Source organism: Oribacterium sp. WCC10 (assembly GCF_900113415.1).
Taxonomy (GTDB): Bacteria; Bacillota; Clostridia; order Lachnospirales; family Lachnospiraceae; genus Oribacterium.
In genome coordinates, this window is the sequence record NZ_FOPH01000004.1 from 118087 (window position 1) to 138841 (window position 20755).

The following is a 20755-nucleotide window of genomic DNA, read 5'->3' on the forward strand; positions in this document are numbered from 1 at the left end:
GCTCCCTGCTTATTATTTTTCATCTCTATACGCATGTTTTAACCATTATTTTTCGGCATACGAATATCAATCCATTCATTCCTCATCTATTAACGCCATTTCTGAGCCTTTTTAGATGACATGCACATATAAATTCAATTGGCTAATTCCAACTATAGACATACTAAAGAATTGTACTAAAAAACCTATGACACTTGCAACACAAGCCGCGAATATCATAGGTATATCACTTGCCATCATAATGAAACAACTATGAACAGACCCACTATACTTTGGAAATACATTTTCATGTGCAATATGCTGCGCATCATCAGTGAGTGGCAAATACTTTTGACACTCACGTCATAACATTATCTGGTTTTTACAGATACTATACGCGCTAAGCAGTCACGATTCTCGCCATATTATTTCTGTCAAATTTATCATCAGCACTAAGCTCGTCTCTGGAGATATACTTTACTATCTCAAGTCCTATGCTGACTTCAACTTCTCGTCCCATCATAGGAACACATATGGTAGCACGTCTTTTATGCCGATTAATTTTTTTGATCTCGCCTTTCCAGCCTTTAAAGGACCCGGAAGTTATCTCAATCATATCATCAATACGAAACCCTTCTGAACTTCGTACGATATGATCTTCACCACCAAGTCTTGTGAGGTACTCCTCTTCTTCAGGTCTTATAGGAGTTATCTTTTCATCCATCCTGAGCAGCTTTAAAGGATGCTTTTCTTTTCTCAGCCTGATGTCAAAGTCTAAAGCATCATCCCCATTCAGATCTACAAATATGTATCCGGGGAAAAAAGGATTTGTATCCTTTATCCATTTTCCTTTTACTTTATACTCCATTTCATTTTCGAATATGAATACCTTCTCATCTTCTTTTGCAACGTCATATCGGACTTCATCTGCAACTTTCTTTTCTTTGCCTTTCATCGTTTGGATTACATACCACATATTGTTATCGCTCCTACATTTTCTACGACTGCCAATTATTCACATTCTTTCACTTTTACTGACCAGTTGCCAAGTGACCATAAGCATCTTTTTTCATTTTACTTCCTCACATTTTCTCCAGAAAGCATTTTCTTTATTTCTTTGTCAAAATCCGATTCTATCGGCTGAGTCTTATTAAAAATATCATACTCCTCATATGCTCTTTCCTATGATCAGCTGATTGGTACACAATCTCTGCCGCTGTGTGATTCGTTATTGCATAATGAAACCTGTTCTGAATGGTTGCATAGAAATGATACGCCTCATCCGAATCTTTTGTATAGTCGATGCTGCATTCCGCAAAAATGTCCGTAATCTGCTGCCATATACGACGTTCACTTGCTCGAATGGATCGAACGCGCTCCAACAGTTCTCTAAAATAGTCTTTGGCAAAAGCATTCTTTCCCTGTTTCAAACCTTCATCATCCATAACGAATCCTTTTTTCATGTACTCTTTTAGTACCGTAGTAGCCCATATTCTGAATCTTGTTGCTTTTTTAGAATTAACTCTGTATCCGACAGAGATAATAGCATCAAGATTATAAAACATAGCTTCTCCGATTTGGATTTTCCCTGGTATCGCACCATGAGGGCTGGTTATTTCCATTTTGGAAACAACCACATTCTCATCTAATTCACCTTCTTCAAATATTCTTTTTAAATGTTTGCTAATGGCCGGAACCTTAACTCCAAATAACTCTGCCATTGCTTTCTGTGTAATCCACAGACTCTCCTCCTTAATATAGGCATTAACAGACACATCTCCCTCATCAGAGTGATATAGTACCATTTCCATTTGTTTATCAAAACTGTTCAACGACTTCCTCCTGCCTGTTTTTTTTCTTCATGTTTTGAAGCATACTCATGTAAGCCAATATTCTTTTTTTCTGCCCGTCTGACAACTTTCTGGTTTCTTCCATAATCTTCATGTCCAACTCATCAGGCTCACATATTTTGTCGGTATCTACTTCTCCGGATATACCTACCAACAGTAGTTCAGGTCTAATATGCAGTGCCTCACAAATTATCATAATTTTATCAGCTCCAGGAATTCCTGTTCGCTTTAAAACTTTACCATGATTTTCACGTAATCCTCAGTCTTATCTCTCATTATAAGAAGTCCTTTTTCCAGTTCATTAAGCCTTAATCTATGGGTGATCAGTTTCTCAGGATGTATCTTTCCCTCCGAAAGCTTCCGCATTACATAGTGCCAGTCATCTGATACTGCATCTTCATCATCTCCAAGATAAGAGGAATTCCACGTTCCCTTGAGAGTTAACTGTTTTCTCAGTATCTTCCAGTAGTTCACCTTGGAAAATGACATATCTCCTGCCGGATTTCCCATGAGACACACCTGTCCACCTGCTTTCACAAGCTCCACACTGTCTGCTATAGTCTCATTTCTGCCCACGCATTCAAAATATGCATCCACTCCTGAACCTAAGGTTTTATCCATTACCCATTTATGGAGATCACCATCCTTTATATTATAGAAATGCCCCTCCGGAAGCCCCATATCGAGAAGTATCTTTTTCTGAAAATCCTTATTACCTGCCACATAAACATTTTCCATTCCTCGCTCCAAAAGGAACATAACAAGAAGCTGCCCTATAGTACCTGCACCGCAAACAAGAACAGAGTCCGTCTTTTCTATGGGAAGCTGTCTCATGGCATGAACCGAAACCGCCATTGGTTCCAGCATAGCCGCCTGTTCACACGTCACACCTTCCGGAAGCTCTATGAGATTCCATTCCGGTACAGTAACATACTCAGAAAATCCACCATCCCTTCTTGAACCGAGATAGCTGTAATTCGAACACATTTCGTACTTTTTCTCACGACATGAAGGACATTTCCTGCATGGAATCAGCGGAAATATTCCCATCCGTTTTCCAAGCTTACCCTTATCCACATTTGCCCCAATCTTTTCCACTTGTCCGGAAAACTCATGTCCTATAACGAGTGGCATGTTATGGGCTCCATCTCTATATACTCTCGGAACATCCGACCCGCATATACCTGCTGCATTTACTTTTATAAGTACTTCCCCGGCTTCCGGTTCCGGAACCGGTACATCATCATAAAAATTTATTTTTCCTGTTTCATCAAGTTTCCAGGCCTTCATCTCCATGTTCCATCCTTCTGCCTATTGATTTATCATATGATGATGTAAGGGTAAAAAGTACCACATCACGTGCTTGCACGTTGATTTGAGACTTTATGCCCTTCTCGAACACTCATAACTCACGCCATATGATACTTATATCCAACATTTTAACTCAAATTATCGATTCAAACACCACTTAATCTATGTCATTAAAGAACTGATTTCTTATATATATATATCACATTCTAAACAGCGGTAATCTTTGTAACGCCAGCCGTTTTATTCTATCAGTTCTCCATCAATCCTCTGAATCTCTCCAGATCCTCTTTGGTCGTTATTTTGAAATTGTCTTCATCCCCCGGAATAGTCGTGATATCCATACCGGAAAGAAATGCCGGCTCTGTAGATCCGTTTATACTTTCCATACGTCCGGCTTTTATCATTTTCTCATTAGCTTTCAGATATTCCGAAAACAAAAAAAGCTCAGGTGCCTGACCTGCCACCACATTTTTCCTCTCAAGAAGCGACTTGAGTTTTCCTGAATCATCCACCACATACACTGTATCCTTCATGGGAATCACCGGCATAACTCCCTCTGAATCTGTAAATGCTTTAATCATTTCCTTTATCATATTCGCTTTAAGTCGTGGTCTCGCTGCATCATGTATAAGAACAGCGTCGCTTCCGAAAACATTATCCTTCATTATTAAAAGCCCGTTGTATATTGATAGTTGTCGCGTTTCACCCGGGTCAGCAAAACCTTGAAATTTCTCGCTGCACTTCATCCCTTCCAGCACCTTCAGTATTTCATCCCGCCATTCCGGATCCGCGACTATGGTAAGAGAATCAATCTCATTACAGGACAGTAATGTCTCCATGCTGTATTCGATGATCATCCTTCCGTTTACCTTTATATACTGCTTTGGAATATCCTCTCCGAGCCTTGTTCCTTTTCCTCCGGAAAGTAGTAATGCTCTCAGCATTTCTGTTATCCTCCTGTATATACAGCCCTTTTTTACTCATATACTTCAAAGCCATCGGCCTATTGACTCAATACACAATAGAATCTTGAATCTCCTAAGAAATCCAAGATTCACATATAAATGCAATAATTATACTTTGAAAAGCCGTAAGACATATCAAAACCTCATACTTCTGACATCCGAAAGAATCTCTTTATAGGATCTGTCCTTTCCAAAAAGTATGGTACTTCCCAGAACGAAACCGTCTATACCTCTTGGTGCATAAGTCTGTATTTTTTCATAAGAACAGGCGCCATCCCAATAAAGCTTTATATTCATCTCATCCTTAAGTGATAGAAGTTTTGTGATCTTCTTGTCCACATACGGCAGGAACATCTGCCCTGCGTTTCCGGGATTCACGCTCATTACGAGAACTTTGTCAACAACTCTCATGAGTTCCATTATGGACTCGACACTAGTCCCGGGATTTATAGCTATACCCGGAACCATGCCCGCATCAATTATTGTCTGAAGTGTTGCAGATGGATGATACTCCGCTTCCGGATGTATATAGACTGTATCCCCCGGTCTTAGTTCCTTGAGAAACAGTTTTATACTGTTTCTGGGATGAACTATCATCAGATGGACATCTAAAGGTTTATTGGTGTTTTCCGCAATACACTTAAGATCATAAAGTGACATGGCAAAATTAGGCACATATCTTCCGTCCATGATATCAACATGAAAGGAATCGATATCCGCCTCTTCAAGTGCTTTGATTTCATCATACATGTGCCCGAAGTCAGCACACATCATGGATGCATTTAAATCAAATTTCATCCCCCCACCCCGCTATATTTAATACTATATCATCGATTAATGCTATATTTAGGGAAACGCTGATATAATCAGCGTTTCCTTAGCTCTAATTTCAGACATAACTTTAACGATCTGATTGTTTCATATATAGTACAGTTCTCATTGTATGCCAGATGAACAGACTCTATAGAGTTTCTTTTCATTCCTCTTCTATCACATGTGCATTCTGTATCATTATCGGCATCCCTATTGCCTTACATAACGTTACCAGACTGCTTTGATCTCCATAGTAGGCATCTGCCATAACAAGTGCCCTGTCCATATCTGCCGTGTCATCATAGATGCCAAAATCCTCAGACTTATATCTTTCCACGATTTTCTCGTAAGCCGCATAAAGCTGTGGTCTCATAGAGCATATAGTTGCCTTTATAAGAGGATGGGGTCTCCAAAGAAGTGTAACCTCATTCCGATGCTCCTTAAATATCCTGAATACATCCAGCATCTTTCTGAGCATCTGCTCGGATTCCTGAAGTAGTGTTCCTACACTTGTGTTGTAAATGATTATCTTTTTACGACTTCCGTCATTTCTGTAGATGTATTTCTTCCACTCCATAGGCATCTCCACGTCATCTATAGTCATAGACTTTATCTTTTCAATCTTTGGCGAGCCTGTTCCCTTTATTTTCTGTTCGAAATATTCGCGGTTTTCCTCTCCCGTCAGATTCACCATGCATTCCACATAAGCTTTACGCATATTTTCTGACTGAACTATAACTTCATGAGCATTGATAACAGCAGGAGTTTCTATAAAATGTTTTATTCCTTCGATAGCCGCTTTATTTCCCGGATCTATTTCTTCCAGAACGAAATACGGGATATAAACAAGCTTATCTGTAAACTTCCTTATGTTACTCGAGTAAAAATACGGATGTACACTTGTAACATAGTTCGCATCATCATAAGGATTATGGATGTATATCTCATCTGGATGATTCTTTTCAAGATTGTAATTTTCATAGAAAACTACAGGCACATCCTTAGGAAATTGCCCTCCCTCGTAGTGCAGTTCCTTGAATGAACCGTCAGGATTCTTGTCATAGTATGGAATAGGTATAACCTTGGCATCCACCAGCGGATCTGCATCAGCTTTTTTCCACACACTTTCCAGTGAATCCCACATTGATGCCTTGTAAGGAAGAAAAACCACTTCTTTTGTGTCAGGAATCTCATAAAGGAATTTATTGGAAATGTCGATGAAACTTTTCTTCAACCTCTTTTGAATGCTCTTTTTTTCAGCATTTCCCGTTGAAATCTCCTGATGAATTTGAAACAACAGCTCGCAATATGCTTCAAGAGACTTCACAGCTGTTGTTCCTTCACCTTCTGTTTCATCAATCTTTGTACCTACTGCAACAGCTGTGTTCTGGCAGTCGGATAGACAGATTGTGGCAGTATCAACATCATTTTTTTCAATACTCTCAAGTATTTTTTCATGAGCTTCCGGTAAAAGCGCAATAAGCTCTGCCAATTGATTTTTCAAAACCTTCCGCATACCATACTCCTATTATATGACGTGAGTGTCAAAAAAAGCATTTGCCACTCACTGATTAGCGCCAACGCACGCATTCGTGTGCAATGTGCTGCATCATGCTATGCTTCATTCCTCTCCCATTATCTCCGAAAGCAGCTCCCAATCAAGCTCATCCGCCGCCTCACTGAGCCTTTGCACCTTTGCCCTGTCCTTTTCCGGAAGGGCATATCTTGAAAGTGATTCCAGAATGCCTGTCAGTTCATCATAATCATAGTCATTGACGGCATTCTTTATTGCTTCGTAAGCCTTACCCAAACCTATAGGATTTATTTCACCGGCATTGCCAACCTTTTCCTCTTCAAGATCATACTGATATGACATGATCTTTTTGGCAAGCATGAAAAGCTCAGGTGCCTTTTCGTCGATATCATCGATCTCTCCGGTATCGCCATCCTTCTCAAGAATCGCACACAGACGACTGAGTCTCACGAAACCCACAAGGGCAGAGGAACTCTTAAGAGCATGTACCTTGATGGTGAATCCGGGAATATCTCTTTTGTCATATAGTTCCTGTATCTCTTCAACAGACTTCGGAAATCTCTTCATGTATTCTTTCAGATTCTGAACGAACCTCTTTGGACCGGCACAGGCATTAAGAGCATGATAAATGTCAAGCTCTTCATTCATAAACAGAGTCACAGGATATGGCGGGCCTGAAACATTACCCTCCTTGTCCATATGAAGCTCTGTAGGTCCTCCCTCTTCATCAGCTGACTTTTGAGGAACCTGATTGATGTGAATGTATTCCTTTGGAAGATACTGGATTATGGTTTCTTCAAGTACCTGAGGCTTTATGGGTTTTGTTACATAGTCGTCAAACCCGGCTTTCAGGTACTGCTCTCTTGCACCGGTGATTGCATTGGCAGTGAGGCAGATAACAGGAACCGTAGCCCTCCATCCTCCAAGCGCACGGATGGCATGCAGCGTCTCGATTCCATCCATCTGAGGCATACGATAGTCAAGAAGTATCAGATCATACTTATTCTGTTGTATCCAGCTCAGGCAGTCCGCACCGCTGATGGCCGTGTCAAGCTGCATCTCAGTTCCGTCCAGAAGTCCCTGCACCACCTGAAGGTTCATAGGTGCATCATCTACCACAAGGATTCTCGCATTCTGTGCTGTAAATCCCGGCTTGTAAACCACATTCTGCCGCCTGTCCTTACTGATGAGAAGCGCAAAGTTACCAACCGGCGTCCAGTCCACGACTTCCTGCTTCAGATTGAAGCTGAAGGTGGATCCGACTCCATAGATACTGTCTACTTCCAGATGACTGTCCATCGCCTGAAGCAGTTTCTGGGTAATGTTCATACCGAGACCCGTTCCTTCCACGTCTCTGTTTCTCTTTTCTTCTATACGGTCAAAGGCGTTGAAAAGTCTTGGTATGTCGCTTCTTCTTATTCCAATGCCGCTGTCGATGACATTGGCTCTTAACTCTACGATTCCATTCTCCCTGTCAATATCCGTAAGCACTGCCCGAAGTAATATGGAGCCATAGTTTGTATACTTGATAGCATTATTCACTATATTGAGAATAATCTGTTTAAGTCTTATGACATCGCCTCTCATGATACACGGGATTCTGGGGTCAATCTGCACCCTAAGATCCAGTCCCTTATCCTTTGCACGCTTTTTAACCATGTTTAGAAGGTCGTTCAGTGTGGATCTGGCATCATATTCAACCGGAATGATATTCATCTTTCCGGCTTCAATCTTTGAGAAATCGAGAATGTCATTAACGAGGGACAGGAGGACATTGCCGGCATCCTGAATATTTTCGGCATACTGCCTGGTCTTCACTTCCTCAGTATCCCTAAGTATCATCTCATCCATTCCGAGAACAGCATTTATCGGAGTTCGTATCTCATGAGACATATTTGAAAGGAAATCGGACTTGGCCTTGTTGGCCTGCTCGGCTATTTGAGCCATCTCGTCGTACTCATTGGTGGTTACTTCAAGGAAGTTAATCAGTCGCTCATTAAGTGGAACTATATCCCTTTTTCCGGAATCACTCTGAAAATTGAACAGAGTATTCTCCACTTCCCTATCCTTATCTCCCTCTCTCATGGCAACAGCCACCAGTGCTCCGTTCTGTATATTTCCGACTCCTTCAAAACGACAGATTTCACCCAGGGAATAATAGTAATTAAGACCCACACAGTTTCTGAGATAACACTTTATCTCTTCGCTGCTCTGATTTTTGAGTATCATCTTATGGGTATAGCACAGGAATATAAGAAGGCTTTCCGCACCGAAAGAGTCAATGATCTGACTTCCGGCATCTGCTTTTCTCAGAAAATCTTCGGGATTACCATAACCGAGTCTCAGCTTGTCTCCGTCACGAATTCCGCTGTAATAGAACAGTTCACCTGTCTCGCTGAAATCCATGGGAATGTTAACGATCTTATCATCTTTATCATGATTAAGTATAAGCGGAAATTCCCTCACATTCTGAAGGAAAAAATCATTAAACTCCACGCCAAGATAATGCCTGTATATATCCACAGGCGGCTTATCGTCAAGACTCTTAAGTCGTAGATCAGCGTGTCTGTTGTTTTTGATCTTATTATCAACTCTGGCTGTGAGTTCACGTCCTACAGCTTTCCATGGAGTCTGGATATCAGCCACAACATGAAGTTCTTCTCCATAAAACGCAGCAAGAGCAATGCCTCTGTCTGTCATGATATCCGTCATGACAAAACCGCTCTGATCAACCGGCAACTTTGAATCTATGGGATCCCCTGCAAGGCCACCAAAGAATGGTACATCGGGATAAGGCTTAGAAACTGTTTCCAAAAATTCCGAAAGACCTATTTCCCCACCTATAGGTATCACACAAACGCCCCTGAGATTCTCCTTCTTTTTCAGAAAATCACCGGCGCGTTCCATAGCCTTTTCTCGGCTTATTCTGTTGTAATCAAATGTGCAGGTATCAACCTCTGATTTATCAAAATAAAGGAAACTGATTCTTACCGTGCATCGTCCGTCCATTCCATCATTTACAGCCTGTGAACCGGCAAGAACTTTGATTCCGGGATAAGCACTTTTCAGCACTCTCACGACCTGCTGAATCTGAATATGTGGCGCATTGGAGCAACTCAAAAAAACAAAGGTACATTTGGCATTCTGATACCAGGTATATAGCCTTACGCTTGCAAGTAACTCAAATGTTTCACTCTCGTCATGTATGATGAATGTCTTCTGAATCATGTGTTTCCTCTGAAATGTGACGTCTGTTCATTAATACAATGCAGAGAGCCAGATTCCCCCTCTCGGCCCCCTGCCTGCATATAAATTCTATGGAAACGCTGATTAAGGCGTTCCCCCCGGTCTCTTATGCCTCAACACCTCGTTCTTTGTAATAGTCGTCAAACAGCTTGTAGGTGGCCTCCAGAGTCTTCGAGCTAATCTCAGGAAGTTCTCCTCCCCAGGCCTTTGTGGCCTGGTCATAACCATCCTGTACTGCCGCCTGAAGTTTTTGCATTAGCTCAACGTTATCTCCTGCCATAGCTGCCACAAAATCGAAAATTCTCTGTGAAGTCTTCTCAACACTGTAGTAGCCGCCCTCGGAAATTGCTTCCTGTGCCGCAGCCTTCGTTTCTGCATCAACTGTATAGTTTCCGCTTGCTATGAACTTCCAGATACCGTCACCGTCCTGAGTAAGGTCGGCATTGGCAGCGCTCCATTGACGGAACTGTTCTCCCATGGTACCTGTAGTCATCTTTTGAAGGAACTGAGTCTGTATAGACTCCTGCTGCTCCTTCAGCTTTGAAACGAGCTCTGTACGCTGCTCCTGACTTAGTTTAACGACACCATACTTTTCGGCCTTCGATACATCAAGAAGCATATCACGTCTTCCATTTGAGCTGCTTCCGCCGCTCTCTGCTGCATCTCCCTCCGAATCTTTTGATCGAACAAATGAATCTACTGACATATTTAGATCCGATGCCTGTGTTTTGAGATCTGTTACTTTGTCTGCCGATGAAGCTTGCGCGGACTTCCCTGTCCCTTCAGTCTTCTTAAGCGAGTCATTGCTCTTTATGAGCGTAGTGGTCAAATTGTTAATTTCGAGTGCCATCCTTGTCTCCTCTCTATCACAATTATGCTATACAGTTACAGAAAGATAGAGTTACACATTCTATCCTCGTATCTATATATCGACCATTTTCAAATTAATATAAATGACGTGAGTGTCAAAAGTATTTGCCACTCACTGATTAGCGCTAACGCACACATTCGTGTGCAATGTGCTACTGAACACTCATAACTCACGTCCTTTTGCTATGCATAACGCTTTAATTAGCTATGAATCTTCCGTAAGCGTATGGCTGCTTATAGTCATAGCGGTTTATTTTTATGCCGGCCTTCCTGTTGGCCGCATGGATGATCATATAGTTCCCGGCATATATGGCGACGTGATTTATATAACCCGTATTATCTGCATAGAATATCAGATCCCCCGGCATCACTTCTTTTCCCTTCAGATAAACGCAGTTCGCGTACTGGTCTCTCGACGTCCTTCCGGTAGTGATTCCGAAATGTCTGAATATCTCCTGCACAAATCCTGAGCAGTCAGCACCGTTAGTAAGTGATGTGCCGCCCCAGACATAAGGATTGCCGATAAACTGCATGGCATAACTGATTACCGCCTGTCTTGCTCTTGTGGTATATTCACTTTCATTTGTAAACTGCTGCAAAACCGAGTAGTTTGCTTTCACATAACGTTCGATCTCTGTGGTGCTGAGAACCTCTGTCTCCTGTTCATAAGTCAATGTCTCTTCAGGATCAAGCCTCAGCGCATCATTGTTCTGACCTGAGACATCTGCTTTTATATTGAGAAGCCGACTCAAATCCTCCGTACTTGTATTATCTTTCTTTTCAGTTTTTTCTTCTTTCTCTGCTGTTTCCTGTTCTTCTGACTTGACTTTGTTTTTTGACTCTATATCATGTTCACCGGTGCTTTTTGATTCAGTATTACTGTCGCTATTGCTTTTAGGCTCAGAATCGTGTTCACTGGTGTTCTCTGTTTCTGTAACCTCTTCACTGCTGTTATCCGATGTAACCGTATATTCTGATGAAGCTCTCTTATCTTTCTCTTCTGCTGCTTCCTTCATTTCCCTGACTGTCATTTGAGCACTGCCATCTATTGCAAATCTCGTTTTCTGGTCAGCAAAAGAAGGCATAGCTACTGTTAAAACTACGCCCGCAACTACCACTGCAATTCTTCGTAATGTGATTTTATTATTCAGTATATCTCTATAACCCCCGAAAAACTTCACCTTATATATCCCATCCCATTCAGTATCATGTCCGGAAGTACATTGCACACGGATATGTAAATTGGCGCTAATCAGTAAGTGGCAAATACTTTTGACACTCACCTCATCATGATGTACGTTCCCGGAGTACTTGTAACTCACATATGTATTTTCGACTGTATTACCATCCGTATAAGTTCCGGACAATTCTACAGTTTCCTATACCTTTTGCAGGGCAAAATAAAAAGACCCTCCATCAGAACAATGTCATCTTAACTTAATGACATTGCTCATCGGAGAGTCTTTCTCATATCAAAAATGTCTCATCAAAAACAAAGATCCATTATTGCCTTATAAATCTCTTCAATACTCATATCGTCTGTCTCAAGCACTACATCCGCAGTCTCTCTGTAAACAGGATCTCTCTTTTTAAGAAGCTCTGTAACATACTCAATATTTACATGTCCTGCAAGAACCGGACGGTCAGTCTGATTAACCGAAAGTCTTTTTATGACAGTTTCGGGCTTCACTGAAAGATATACCACCTTTCCCTGGGAACTCATGATCTCACGATTTTCAGCTCGCATTGGTGCACCGCCTCCTGTAGAGATGATAGCTCCGCTGTCAGGTCTTATCTCCCTGAGCGTCTCAGTCTCAATCTCCCTGAATCTTTCTTCACCGAACTTATCGAAGATATCTGTTATGCTCATGCCCATCTTTTCCTCAATATAGCGATCCATCTCGAAAACCGGCTTTCCCGTAAGTTCATGAAGTTTTGCGGAGATTGTTGACTTTCCGGATGCCATGAATCCAATGAGATAAAGGTTTTCTGAAGAAGCATCTCCAAGCATAGACATGATGTTTCTTACTGTTTCTATCGGCATCTGTCCAGGCGCACTGGTTTCTCCGACCGATGCAAATGTATAGTCCGAGCCGAATATGGCTCCGCTTACACGACTGATCTTTCCTAGACTGCCCATGGCCATGGTTATCATCTCATGACCTGAATGCTCCTGCTCCTTAAAGTAGGCTGTTGCACTCAATACAGTGGCAACATCTGCTGCACTTCGTGGCATATATGCAGTCTTTATGATGTCAGCTCCCGTAGCCAGGAGTCCGGAAAACTTTTCCATGATTTCGGTAAAGTCAGGTGTCATATCGAAGTTATGGTAGGACGCAATGGTTTTTACATCATAGTCAGTCGCTAACTTCATGATGCTTTTCATGCTTTTCTCATCTGTGGTATCCTCTATATCCACAAAGCTTACACACCTTGTCTTAATGGCTTCACATATAAGTCTTTCATAAGCCATGGGAATATTCGGAAATTCACCACCCTGACATCTGGTTCTTATGGTAAACAGAAGCTGTTTACCCGGCATCTTCTCAAGCAGCATACTTAGGATAACCTGCATTTTCTCAACCGCACTGAATATCATGGCATCACCTGCAGATCCTGCATCATTAAACTGATATAGAGACTTCGCCAGATCGTATCTCCACTCCACCACATCAGCATCAGTACGTGCTATCACCTGAGCTTCTTCCAGAATCTTATCCTTAGTATCCCCTGTAATGGGAACTATAACCTTTACCTTATGTTTTGTCATTCTTATCAGTCTCCGTTTTTTTGATTTTTAAGAAGCTTACCAATCTCATCAACAAATGTATTTACATCCTTAAACTCTCTGTAAACCGATGCAAATCTTACATATGCCACCTGATCAAGAGCCTTCAGCTTGTCCATAACCAGCTCTCCGATTTCAGATGTCTGTATCTCCCGCTCACCTGTTGAAAATATCTCATTCTCTATCTCGTCCACAACCTGATTTATCTGTGCCGTTGAGATAGGACGCTTATGACAGCTTCGTACTATACCGGCTTCAATCTTTGAACGGTCATAAGGCACTCGGCTCTGATCCTTTTTGATGACCATCATTGGCATGGTCTCAAGCTTTTCGTAGGTAGTAAATCTCTTCCCGCAGACCTCACACTGACGACGTCGTCTTATCGCTGTGTTGTCATCAGCAGGTCTTGAATCTATAACTCTGGTATCTTCTGCATTACAAAACGGACACTTCATATCATTCCCCTTTCTTCCCATTCTGATACTTTGTGTGGAAAGGATCCGGATTGTCGATAGTTATCCCATGATCCCTCTTCCACTTCTCGTAGTCTGCAAATGCATCATCTTCCGGTTTATCATTCCCGGCAATATCTATCTCCGCAGAATCTCTGGACTTAACTTCCTGTTTAATGCTCTCTGCTGTTTCAGAAACGGCTTCACTGTTTTCATTGCCTGATTTATCAAGTACAGTCTCTTCTGATACATCGGAAGATGCAACGCTTTCCTCATCCTGTGTCCACTCACCTGCCATCTTATCAGGCTCCTTCTTAGTGGATTCAGCCCAAAGTGTATTGCTTTCCCGGTTCACTATTCCGGTATCGCCTGAACCTGTATCAGTATACTGATCTCTTACCTCTTCAAAGCTTCTTTTGGTCGTCTTATTGTCAGGAGACGCATCGCCCTTTACATATACGTCTTTTGGTTCTTCAGCGGTATTTTCCGAGAATTCCCCGGCTTCAGCATCAGCTTTTCCTCCCATGGTTTCGGAAGTTCGTCCCTGATCGCCTGTACCCTTAGCCCTGTACTCGGCATCCTTTATAGAACTCTGATAATCCTCGCCATAAGCACTGAGATAAAAGATCGCCAATGCCGTATTGAAATAAGGGATAACCCAAAATCCCGCAAGTCCTCCCGTGATAAACATCAGGAGAATCCACCCTATGAAACTAAGTTCAAATACAAGCAGCTTGAATTTGCGATTTCTCATAAGGTGTAAAGAAATCTTTACAGCTTCAAAAGCGTTCATTTCCCTATGATCCGCAGAAGCATATGTCGACAGGCTCATGAACATCATCACAACAAAAACTATGAAATTGGTTATCAGATTGGTGATGGTATAATCAGCGGACCTGAACCCGGATCTGAAACCGATGATAAGATCCGGTGCCGTGATCAAAATTTCGATAATGTATATCAGAAGTACAACAAGAAAGTAATTCTTCATGTGTACACCGTCTTTGAATCCTCTGAATATCTGAAGCGCACCGACTTTCTTTCCTCTGGCGATATCCAGATACAGCATCTGAGATCCAAGAGCGAGTCCCACCATTATATATAATCCAAGAATCAACAGTGCTGCAATCATAATGCCGGCGGTAACATAAAATACCGGTCCGTCATACATGAACGGTATCGGATCAAATGTCGTCACCCATCCCAGTATCTTCCCCAAGATTCCTACTATAATAACGAAAAATACTGCTGTACACCAAAGCAAAGAACAAAGAAAACTCAGGATCATGGCTCCGATGGCCGCTAAAAGATTGCCATTCAGCTGACGTTTGGCGAATGACTTGATCTGAGATAATGTCATCATAATATATACTCCTCATCTATTAACAACGTTTTTATCCACACACCTGACAGACCGATGCTATCTAACCGGGTCATGTATAAACGATGTTTATCGGGTCTTAATTCCTATATACATATCTGTCCTCTCCGGAACATAAAAAACATTCAGGAACTTGACCTTTTCATCGTATTATACCACATGTTGTGCTTTTACTATAGCCTTATACTAAAGGGCTATATACTAAATAATAAACTATATTACAGTTCAGCCTGGAATTGAGTTCTGATCAGAACCTGCGGGCATCAGTTTAAAAATGTTAGGCTGTGGTTTAAACAGCAAAACAGCCCCCTCAGGAACCACTTGAATCTTTTTCCTTGATTCCCTCGGCAATTCTCAGTTTTCATCGGGAAAACCAGAAAACTGCCAGGGAGCTGGTGGTTCTTAAGGGAGCTGTTTAATTTTTTTGCCGAAGCGCCTGGTTTTTTGATGACAGCAGGTAAAACTTACTCTATCCCCGGCTGAACATCAAAATCATTTACGGAAGCTTGAACGGCTCAACAAGTTCATTAAGTCTGCGGGCTTCATTTGCAAGCTCAATACTTGCGGCTGCACTCTCCTCCGATGTGGACGAGTTGTTCTGAACAACTTCTGATATCTGATTGATTCCGACACTTATCTGATTTAGAGCATCAGCCTGCTTCATTGAAGCCACTGAAATCTGCTTTATCATGCTGTTGGTTTCATCTGAATATCCTGACACTGTTTTCAGAGCCTCAGCTGTTTCATCGGTTATTTCTTTTCCTCTGTTTACAGCCTCTGTCACCATCTGAATGAGATCACTGGTACTCTGTGCAGCCTCCTGGCTTCTCTTTGCAAGGTTTCCGACTTCATCCGCAACTACTGCGAAGCCCTTACCTGCCTGACCTGCACGTGCCGCCTCGATGGCTGCATTAAGTGAAAGAATATTGGTCTGGAAAGCAATGTTATCAATGATGGTGATGACATCCTGAATCTTATTGGAAGCCTCCTCGATGGCATCCATGGAATCTGTCAGCTTATGCATCTCAGCATTACTTACATTGATAGCCTCCTGAGTTCGTAATGCGATATTGCTTGCCTTTTCAGCATTATCTGCAGTGCCTCTTACCTCTTCATTAACATCGTTTATGGTTGCACTCAATTCCTGAACAGAACCGGCCTGCTCTGTAGCACCCTGTGCAAGAGCCTGTGCGCCGTCGGATATCTGAGAAGAATTGTTTGCCACCTTAGCGGCAGATGCATTGATCTGACGAAGAGAGCTTCCAAGAGTGCTTCGGATCTTGTTGATGGATTCCAGAGTACTGTGCATGTCGCCAACGTATCTGTCCGGACACGAACTGTTTACAGTGAAATCTCCGTTTGCCATACATGCAAGGACATGATCCACATCCTTTATGATCTGTCTCAGATTATCTTCCATTTTGAGGAAGATTCCGGCAAGTACCCCAAGCTCATCATTAGGATATTTACTTACATCAGCACTTTCGCTCAGGTTAAACTGTCCTACTTCCTCTGCGATCTTCATGAGAGGTTTTATAGGAGCAAGTGCATGTCTCACTACATTTACAGATATAAATCCGAGAACAACTATTCCGATGATTCCGATGATAACCACTATGAGAAGTGAACGATACAGTTCAGCATGTACTTCGTCTTTATGAACGATATCTGTAAGTACCCACTTAAGATCTGTTCCTTCGAGGGTTACAGGAGCGAAAATCGCAAATGACTTGGCCCCGCCAATGCTGTCACTTACGCTCTTGGTAAACATACCCTGTGTCAATGTCTTGTCTGTCATGGATTGTGAGAATCCCGCAGGCTGTCCAACAAGACTTGAATCCTTGGTATGTGCTATGAATGTTGAAGCTGAATCTGACAAAGTGATATATGAGCTGCTGTAGCCTCCTGTCTCATAATCAAGAACTTCAAGTGTATCAAGAAGCATATCACAGTTTGCAACTCCAATGAATTTTCCGTCCTTCAGAATAGGAGTACTGAGTGTGATGAGATATACCTTTGTTCCATCCGTCAGTTCATATTCATAAGGCGCCGTGATGTGAGTCTGAAGACTTTCCTTTGTAGGTGCGTAGTAATCTTCTGTACTGTAAACATCATAATCATTGAATATATCTGTTTTCACATCGCTGCCACTGGGATAGACATAATATGACAATCCGTCAGGTGTATCCGGGAAAAGTCCGTCAGGTTCAAATGCAAAGTACGCAGAGAATATCTTTCCTGACTTTACAGCCTGTGTAAGCTGCGCAACTATTGCGGATTCCCCTTCCTCTCTTCCCAACGCCTCATAGTTCAGGATGCTGTCTCCAAGGGCATCGGCATAAATGTTCATACCATTCATATACTTCTGCACTGTAAGAACATTCTTTCCGGCTACATTACTGATCTGGTTTTGTGCCATTCTGTCAACATTTTTGAAAGTCATATAACCAAATGCAATACAAATAATAGCCACAACGACAAAGACCGCACCGGCTACAATGGTGGGTATACGTACGGCGAGACTTACAAACGGCTTATTACCGCTGTTTCTCTCGCTCTTTCTCAATTTACTCATACTGCCTCCTGCCATGTATGAACAAAGTATTCTTCCTATTTGTAGAAGAATTTTCCATTACCTACTCTTTTTATCGGCAGTTAGACATTTTTTATTAATACTCGATCATGAATTATCAAAATTCAAAAAGATGGCCCTATCATATACGAATAAATATAAGAATTGAGGGTACGTCATATAACGCCCCTCAATAATGATTAAATATACAGAATATTACTTTCTAAACTTATCTTCACGAAACTATGTAATAAACTCAGACTCTGTTACAACCTTCGTATCACTCTGTAACAGACCAAATACGTCTGTCTTGATTTAATGGCAGACATTTGCAAACATTACAGGTGGGTTCTACTTGATACTGTGGTTCCTTCACCCGGATCCCACTGCACGATCTCACCTGTCTCTAATGATTTCTGAACATCGATAGTTCTCTGATTGGAAGAACCTTTATATAAAAGTGTAATGTCTTTGAGTGCAATCTTAAACTCACCGTCAACTATAACATCCGCACGTTTAAGTATCTCTTTCGTTTCCGGACACTGTTCCGACATCCATCCAAGCATATCTTCATCGAAAAGGTATCCGGAAAAGATCCATAGATCCTTTTCAGGATATCTGTCTTTGAACCGCGTGATCAAGGAGATAAGTCCCTTCTGATTCTGAGGTTCAAAGGGTTCTCCCCCAAGAAGTGTCATACCCTGATAAGCTTCATCTGAAAGTTCATCCAGTATGCTGTCCTCCACTTCCCTGGTGAACTCCTTTCCATAGTCAAAAGGCCATGCTACTTCATTGAAGCATCCCGGACACTTGTGTGTACACCCGGACACAAAAAGACTGAGCCTGACACCCGGACCGTTTGCAATATCGAAATGCTTTATTTCTGCGTAGTGCATATTCTCTCCATTCCGCAGCACATACTGCTTCGTAAATTCCATATAAAATTAATATATATTTTAAATCACCTCAAGTACAGTATCTTTTTTAATGCGCCTTGTGGCATGTTTCTTTATTGATACAAATTGACATAAAAAAATGTCACGCGACAATTCACGTGACATTTTACAGGAAGCCATGACTAAATCAAAACTTCCATAGTTATTCAGTTTCTTCTGCTTCTTCAGACTCTGAAGCTACGGCCTTTTCCTTTTTACGGAATACTCCAAGTATGGTACAAAGAATAATGCTTAACTCATAAAGCAGAATCATAGGTAACGCGACCATAACCTGAGATACTATATCCGGTGGAGTCACTATAGCAGCCATAAAGAATATCGCCACTATCATGAACTTTCGAGCCTTTCGCATCCACTTCACCTTTATGATACCGAGCTGACTCAACAGCACAGATACCACAGGGAACTCAAATATCACCGCAAAAATGATAAATATAGTCATAAGGAAGGAAATATAGTTTCCAACACTGATGGCAGCCGAAACATTGACACCTTTGCTCATATCCAAAAGAAAATAGAGCATAAACGGAATCAATATCTTGTAAGCAAACAGTATTCCGAGAAATCCGAATATGATACCGAATATGATAGCCAGCATCATAAACAGCTTCTCTGTATGCTTTAGACCCGGACTCATAAATGCATATATCTCATAAAAGATAAGCGGCAATCCGATAAGTGCTGCAAAAATCAACGACAGTGAAAAATACTGTATCAGCATCTCCTGCGGAGCTATGTATACGAACTGATAACCTCTTGCACGTCCTATCTCAAGAAGTGCTGTAACTATGATCTCAGCATAGTGCAGTCCCACAAGCATCGCCGCTATAAGTACAATCATGATAACTATGATACGATTTCTGAGCTCGGCAAGGTGCCCCGACAGAGTCATCTCTCCGCCGTTCTCATTGTTATCAGTCTTTCTTTTCATCCTCTGCTGCCTTTGTCTCTGTTACAGTATTGTCCTTTGCATCCTCGGCTTCAGCTTCATTTACACCTTCACGGAAGCTCTTGATAGACTTTCCGAACATCTTTGTAAGCTTTGGGATCTGTGTAGGTCCAAATACTATAACTACAATTGCAAGTACGATTATAAGTTCCTGTGTTCCGATTCTCATATTTATCTCCTTCTTATATCAGTTTCTGTTTAATACACCGGAAACCGACATTTCATTCATTTTTGATTTTCAACTTAACATTATGGAATATCCAAAATCTGTTATCATGTATGGAACTGCAAGTGTTTTCTATGCGATTCCCCTATAACAACAATATCTGCAAAAATCAGACTGTCTCCTGAACCGATGTCTCAGCCGTTGCCTTCACAGCTGAATTCTCAACAGATTCAACTGACTCTTCTTTCTTCTCGACAGTTTCTGTTGTCGCGTCAGTATCTTCCTTAGCCTTAAGCTCTTCTGCCATCTCAGCCTTGTCAGCTTCCTTGATAGCTTCTACCATCTCAGCAGTTGGTGCCGGTATGTCGATACCTTTGTCAGTCTTAACAGCATCTGCTTTTTTCGGTGATGCCTTGCCGATGTCGTTCATCGATTTTTTAACGTCTGTGAAGTTCTTTTTAATATCATTGGTGGCATCCGTCATAGGCTGAATAGCTTCTCTGATAGGCTTCTGCGCCTCCTCCAGAGGTTCAATAACGGTTTCCTTGATATCCTTCGTCAGATCATTGGAAACGTCACGGAACTGACGAAGAGCTTCACCCAGTTTTTTTGCATATTCCGGAAGCTTGTCAGGGCCGATAACCACCAATGCTACGATAAAAATGATGATAATTTCAGAAAACCCAATCTTCATAATATTTCCTTACTTTTCAGTATTATTGCCCTAAAAGCAACTACACTATTATATAAGTTTCTGTTAATCAAATGCAATCATATTTACAAAAAATAAATTAAAAGACAAACCACTCCGGGAGCTTTTTCCCTGGAGCAGTTTGTCTTTTTTTAGTTTACATATAGTTTTGAAATTTTGAGTTTTTACCCATGGTTAAATGGCTTTCGGTTTACATACGGGGTTTTGTAGA

Annotated in this window: 18 protein-coding genes; all 18 read right to left on the reverse strand. The window is 41.6% G+C overall.

Annotation, left to right across the window (positions count from 1 at the left end; genetic code table 11):
- Positions 1-379: 379 nt before the first annotated feature.
- Positions 380-955 carry an antiterminator LoaP gene (gene loaP, locus BM294_RS04310; protein WP_091205232.1) on the reverse strand — a complete coding sequence of 192 codons (576 nt, stop codon included), beginning with the start codon at positions 953-955 and terminating at the stop codon, positions 380-382.
- Positions 956-1112: 157 nt separating this feature from the next.
- On the reverse strand, positions 1113-1811 hold the full coding sequence (gene rhuM / locus BM294_RS04315) for a RhuM family protein (RefSeq protein ID WP_242944415.1): 699 nt from the start codon (positions 1809-1811) through the stop codon (positions 1113-1115).
- Positions 1798-2025 carry a hypothetical protein gene (locus BM294_RS04320; protein ID WP_091205234.1) on the reverse strand — a complete coding sequence of 76 codons (228 nt, stop codon included), beginning with the start codon at positions 2023-2025 and terminating at the stop codon, positions 1798-1800. The genes rhuM and BM294_RS04320 overlap by 14 nt, the downstream gene beginning before the upstream one ends.
- Positions 2026-2057: 32 nt before the next feature.
- Positions 2058-3125 (reverse strand): galactitol-1-phosphate 5-dehydrogenase, encoded by a 1068-nt coding sequence (locus BM294_RS04325; protein WP_242944416.1) that lies wholly within the window; start codon positions 3123-3125, stop codon positions 2058-2060.
- 263 nt (positions 3126-3388) lie between these two features.
- Positions 3389-4084 carry an IspD/TarI family cytidylyltransferase gene (locus BM294_RS04330; RefSeq protein WP_091205235.1) on the reverse strand — a complete coding sequence of 232 codons (696 nt, stop codon included), beginning with the start codon at positions 4082-4084 and terminating at the stop codon, positions 3389-3391.
- A gap of 156 nt (positions 4085-4240) precedes the next feature.
- Positions 4241-4903 carry a ribulose-phosphate 3-epimerase gene (locus BM294_RS04335; RefSeq protein ID WP_091205236.1) on the reverse strand — a complete coding sequence of 221 codons (663 nt, stop codon included), beginning with the start codon at positions 4901-4903 and terminating at the stop codon, positions 4241-4243.
- Between the two features lie 178 nt (positions 4904-5081).
- Positions 5082-6434 carry a hypothetical protein gene (locus BM294_RS04340; protein WP_091205241.1) on the reverse strand — a complete coding sequence of 451 codons (1353 nt, stop codon included), beginning with the start codon at positions 6432-6434 and terminating at the stop codon, positions 5082-5084.
- Positions 6435-6539: 105 nt separating this feature from the next.
- Positions 6540-9680: a response regulator gene (locus BM294_RS04345; protein ID WP_091205243.1), complete on the reverse strand. Its 3141-nt coding sequence runs from the start codon at positions 9678-9680 to the stop codon at positions 6540-6542.
- 124 nt (positions 9681-9804) lie between these two features.
- Positions 9805-10548, reverse strand: coding sequence for a hypothetical protein (locus BM294_RS04350; RefSeq protein ID WP_091205245.1), 744 nt, complete (start codon positions 10546-10548; stop codon positions 9805-9807).
- Between the two features lie 217 nt (positions 10549-10765).
- Complete coding sequence (locus tag BM294_RS04355) at positions 10766-11749, reverse strand: C40 family peptidase (RefSeq protein ID WP_242944417.1); 984 nt, start codon at positions 11747-11749, stop codon at positions 10766-10768.
- A 305-nt stretch (positions 11750-12054) separates the two neighbouring features.
- Positions 12055-13338: a type I 3-dehydroquinate dehydratase gene (gene aroD / locus BM294_RS04360; protein ID WP_091205247.1), complete on the reverse strand. Its 1284-nt coding sequence runs from the start codon at positions 13336-13338 to the stop codon at positions 12055-12057.
- A 5-nt stretch (positions 13339-13343) separates the two neighbouring features.
- Positions 13344-13811, reverse strand: a complete 468-nt coding sequence (gene nrdR, locus BM294_RS04365) for a transcriptional regulator NrdR (RefSeq protein WP_091205249.1) — start codon at positions 13809-13811, stop codon at positions 13344-13346.
- 1 nt (position 13812) lies between these two features.
- Positions 13813-15171 carry a DUF975 family protein gene (locus tag BM294_RS04370; protein ID WP_091205251.1) on the reverse strand — a complete coding sequence of 453 codons (1359 nt, stop codon included), beginning with the start codon at positions 15169-15171 and terminating at the stop codon, positions 13813-13815.
- A gap of 514 nt (positions 15172-15685) precedes the next feature.
- The gene (locus tag BM294_RS04375) at positions 15686-17764 is read right to left on the reverse strand and encodes a methyl-accepting chemotaxis protein (protein ID WP_175494504.1); all 2079 of its coding nucleotides are present in this window, start codon (positions 17762-17764) and stop codon (positions 15686-15688) included.
- A 335-nt stretch (positions 17765-18099) separates the two neighbouring features.
- A complete protein-coding gene (gene nrdG, locus BM294_RS04380; RefSeq protein ID WP_091205255.1) occupies positions 18100-18657 on the reverse strand; it encodes an anaerobic ribonucleoside-triphosphate reductase activating protein in 558 nt (185 codons plus the stop codon).
- 202 nt (positions 18658-18859) lie between these two features.
- Entirely contained in the window at positions 18860-19648 is a 789-nt protein-coding gene (gene tatC, locus BM294_RS04385; RefSeq protein WP_091205257.1) for a twin-arginine translocase subunit TatC, read from the reverse strand.
- Complete coding sequence (locus tag BM294_RS04390) at positions 19632-19835, reverse strand: Sec-independent protein translocase subunit TatA/TatB (protein WP_091205259.1); 204 nt, start codon at positions 19833-19835, stop codon at positions 19632-19634. The genes tatC and BM294_RS04390 overlap by 17 nt, the downstream gene beginning before the upstream one ends.
- Before the next feature lie 166 nt (positions 19836-20001).
- A complete protein-coding gene (gene tatB, locus BM294_RS04395) occupies positions 20002-20526 on the reverse strand; it encodes a Sec-independent protein translocase protein TatB (protein ID WP_091205261.1) in 525 nt (174 codons plus the stop codon).
- Positions 20527-20755: the final 229 nt, after the last annotated feature.